The sequence below is a fragment of the uncultured Nevskia sp. genome, from assembly GCF_903885465.1.
Classification (GTDB): Bacteria; Pseudomonadota; Gammaproteobacteria; order Nevskiales; family Nevskiaceae; genus Nevskia.
In genome coordinates, this window is the sequence record NZ_CAISIQ010000509.1 from 1 (window position 1) to 3,758 (window position 3,758).

Here is a 3,758-nt window from a genome sequence, read left to right on the forward strand (position 1 = left end):
GCCAACCCGCGATCGGCCGCTATAATGCCGGCCCCGCCGATACAGTGGGGGAGCAGCGCGGGCCTGAGTGGCGGAATCGGTAGACGCAGCGGATTCAAAATCCGCCGAGGTAACCCCTCGTGAGAGTTCGAGTCTCTCCTTAGGCACCAGTTTTTTTGCGGGGCTTGCACCAAGCCCCTCGACTCCCGGAATCAAGGTCTTGCGAAAACGCCTCCGGCGTTTTCCGCGCTGGCTGCCTGTCTACCCCGGACGTTTGTGGCTAACAACTTGGGTAACTTTCAGATCGGAAGTTACTTCATACCGCGAGCAGGGTTACCAATGACACAACACTTATTGGCTCGGGGTGACGATCCACAAGTCGCGGTTTCCTTCATGCGCATTCCAGTGTCGCTGTGTCGAGGCATGAGTGAAGCAGCGAGGGCAATCTTCGGCTCGTCAAATACTCCGGTTTGGAAAGTTGCGCCTATTGGCGACGAGATGGACCAAATCGTCGAGGACGCGCGCCAAGCCTTTCTAAACGGTGAGCGTTTTGAAGAATCCACGCTTTGCGGCCTGCTTCAACGTCTCACTGCAAGTTCGGACGCTATAGCTCTGTTTTACGGAAGCGATACCCAAGACCTTCCGCTAGCCGAGTCCATTGATCGACTGTATAGCCACCTCATCAATGAGTTTGGCGCTGCGCCTGCAGAGCTGTATGTCCAGTGGCACAAGGAGGCACATCTAGCAGTTCAACCGAAGCCTAATGGATCGAGCGAAAAGGTCCCGCCATGACCGACCACAGCTTAATTTGGCCTTCGCAATGAAACACCGAGGATTGATCCAGCCGCTGGCCACCGACCCGCTCGACGTGATCGGCGACGTCCACGGCGAAGTCGACGCGCTCGATGCGCTGCTGCGCGAACTCGGCTACGACGCCAAGGCACGGCATCCGGAGGGGCGGCGGCTGGTGTTCGTCGGTGATCTCTGCGATCGCGGGCCGGACAGCATCGAGGTGATTCAGCGGGTGCAGGCCTGGATCGCGGCCGGGCGCGCGCAGTGCGTGCTCGGCAATCATGAGATGAACCTGCTGCGCGACGAGGCGCGCGAGGGCAATGGCTGGTTCTTCGACGAGGACTGGCATCAGGACCACGGCGATCCGCGCTTTGCCGATTGCCGGCCGGCGGATGTCGAGACGCGTGCCGACATCCTCCATTTCCTGCTCAGCTTGCCGCTGGTGCTGGAGCGTGCGGATCTGCGCATCGTCCACGCTTGCCCGGACCCGGCGGCGCTGCAGGCGGTGCGTGCTTCGAAGGCGAGCAACGCGGTGGCCTTGTATATCGAGGCCGAAGCGGCGCTGCGTGCCGAGTTGCAGGCGCTGGATGCCGATCCGCTATGCAGTGAGCAGGGCCGGCGTTATCACGCCCTGATGTCGCAGCGCGAAGTGCAGCCGGAGCTGATGCCGCTGTTCGCGCGGCGCGAGGCGCGGCAGCAGAACGGCAACCCGGTGCGGGTGTTGACCTCGGGCATCGAGCTGCCGGCGGTAGAACCGTTCTGGTCGACCAGCAAGTGGCGCCTGCTCGGACGCACGCGCTGGTGGCAGCAGTACGACGATTCGGTCGCGGTGATCTTCGGCCACTACTGGCGCACGCCGAGCGGCGTCGCCCAGCCTGCGCACAAGGGCGGTATCCATGGCCTGTTCGAGGATGTGCCGGACGATGTCTGGCTGGGGCGGAGCGGCAATGCGTTCTGCGTGGATCACTGCGTCGGCCTGCGCTTCGCAGAACGCGCCGAGGGCGTGACGGCCGGCTTCAGCGGCAGGTTGTCGGCCATGCGCTGGCCGGAGCGCGAGCTGGTGATGGATAACGGCCGCCACTCGATAACCTGATCAGGTCAGCGACTGCAGCACCGGATTGGCGCGCAGTGCGGCAACCAGATGATCGAAGCCGGCGCGCACCTTGGCCGACACCCGCTGGCCTTCGTGATGCAGCACGTGCACCGGCAGCGGTGGCGGCTCGAACGCCGGCAGCAGGATTTCCAGCCGGCCGTCACGCACCGCGGCATCGGCCTGATAGCTGAGCAGGCGAACCAGGCCGAGGCCGGCGACGGCGGCATCAAGCGCGACATCGGCGGACTGGGTGATCAGCTGTGGGCTGATCGGCACCTGCCGCTGCTGGCCATCGACCTGGAAACGCCAGTCGTTCGGCACCGACAGCCCGGTGAAGCCGATCGTCGCGTGGCCGGCCAGATCCGCAAGCGCAACGGGCCGGCCGTGTTCGGTCAGATAACCGGGTGCTGCGACCAGCACCCGCCGCACGCGACCAACGCCGACCGCGCGTAGCGACGAATCCGGCAGCTCGCCGATGCGCACCGCGAGGTCCACGCCTTCTTCCGACAAGTTGACGACGCGATCGACGAACAGCGTGCGCAACGTCAGTTGCCGATGCAGCGCCAGGAGCGAGAACAGAGCTGGTGCGACGTGCAGACGCCCGAACAGCGCCGAGGCGGTGACCAGCAGCTGACCGCGTGGCTCGGCATGAACGCCGGCGGCGGCACGATCGGCTTCGTCGATTTCGGCGAGCAGGCGTCGGCAATCACCGAGATAGCGCTCGCCGGCTTCGGTCAGCTGCATCTGCCGCGTGGTCCGGTGCAGCAGGCGCGCGCCGAGCCGTTCTTCCAGTGAGGCGATCGCGCGGGTGACGGCCGGCGTCGACAAGGCCAGCCGCCGCGCAGCCGCCGAAAAGCCACCGGCATCGGCGACGGTCTGGAACACGGTCATCTCGTGGATGCGGTTCATGGATGAGGTCCATTGTTTCGATTTCTGAAACAAACTTGTTCGGATCACAGGGATTCTAGTCGTGAGAGCACCGTATTAGCCTGCGTCGGTCGCTCATCCACCCCGGAGATTTCCATGGCCCGCCGATTTTCAGAACTGACGTTCACCGACAGCGTGCGCGATGCGCAGCGCCGCTATGGCAGCCGCGAGCAGAACCAGGGCTTCGAGACCAGCGACGATCATCGCGACCGGATCAGCGTGCGCGAAGCGCAGTTCATCGCCGAACGCGACAGCTTCTATCTCGCCAGCCACGGCACCGAAGCCGACGGCCGGCCCGGCTGGCCGTATGTGCAGCATCGTGGCGGGCCGAAAGGTTTTCTGCGAGTGATCGACGAGAAGACACTGGGCTTCGCGGACTTTCGCGGCAATGTTCAATACCTGAGCGCCGGCAATATCGTCGCCGATCCTCGCGTGTCTCTGTTCCTGATGGATTACGCCAAGCGCCGGAGGCTGAAGATCTGGGCGCGTGCGCGTATCGTCGAAGCGGCGGACGACCCGGCGCTGATTGCCAGCATCGCAACCCCGGGCTATCCCGCCCAGATCGAACGCGCGGTGATCTTCGACGTCGAAGCGGTGGACTGGAACTGTCCGCAGCACATCACGCCGCGTTTCACCTCGGAACAGGTCCAGCCACTGCTCGACGAGATCGAGCAATTGAAAGCGAAACTGGCGGCCTTCGAAGGCCAGCCGGTCGTGCAGCATTGATCTACTCAGGAGAGCTCAACCGATGACCGCAATCGAACCCCGCCCGCCGCTGCCACCGTTCTCGCTGGAGGACGCGACCAAAAAAGTGCGCCTGGCCGAAGACGCCTGGAATTCGAAGGATCCGGTGCGCGTATCGCTGGCCTATACGCCGGACAGCCGCTGGCGCAATCGCAACGAGTTTCTGGTGGGCCGCGGGCAGATCGTCGAGTTCCTGGAACGCAAATGGGTGAAGGAACAGGAC

5 protein-coding genes and 1 tRNA gene are annotated in these 3,758 nt (G+C 64.0%); 5 read left to right on the plus strand and 1 reads right to left on the minus strand.

Features of this window, described 5'->3' with window-relative positions; translation table 11 throughout:
- Positions 1-61: 61 nt before the first annotated feature.
- From QZY06_RS19515 to QZY06_RS19525, 3 genes are all read left to right on the plus strand, one after another.
- Positions 62-149: transfer RNA gene (locus QZY06_RS19515), tRNA-Leu, on the plus strand.
- Positions 150-402: 253 nt separating this feature from the next.
- Positions 403-771 (plus strand): hypothetical protein, encoded by a 369-nt coding sequence (locus QZY06_RS19520; protein WP_295687274.1) that lies wholly within the window; start codon positions 403-405, stop codon positions 769-771.
- Between the two features lie 28 nt (positions 772-799).
- Complete coding sequence (locus QZY06_RS19525; protein WP_295687289.1) at positions 800-1,864, plus strand: metallophosphoesterase; 1,065 nt, start codon at positions 800-802, stop codon at positions 1,862-1,864.
- Here QZY06_RS19525 and QZY06_RS19530 read toward each other — a convergent pair whose 3' ends face one another.
- Positions 1,865-2,773 (minus strand): LysR family transcriptional regulator, encoded by a 909-nt coding sequence (locus QZY06_RS19530; RefSeq protein ID WP_295687292.1) that lies wholly within the window; start codon positions 2,771-2,773, stop codon positions 1,865-1,867. It lies immediately after the preceding gene.
- 114 nt (positions 2,774-2,887) lie between these two features.
- On the opposite strand from QZY06_RS19530, the gene QZY06_RS19535 reads away from it, so the two are divergent.
- Both QZY06_RS19535 and QZY06_RS19540 read left to right on the plus strand, forming a co-directional pair.
- Positions 2,888-3,517: a pyridoxamine 5'-phosphate oxidase family protein gene (locus QZY06_RS19535; RefSeq protein ID WP_295687294.1), complete on the plus strand. Its 630-nt coding sequence runs from the start codon at positions 2,888-2,890 to the stop codon at positions 3,515-3,517.
- 22 nt (positions 3,518-3,539) lie between these two features.
- Positions 3,540-3,758: DUF1348 family protein (locus tag QZY06_RS19540; RefSeq protein WP_295687296.1), on the plus strand; the 219-nt coding region annotated here is incomplete at its 3' end.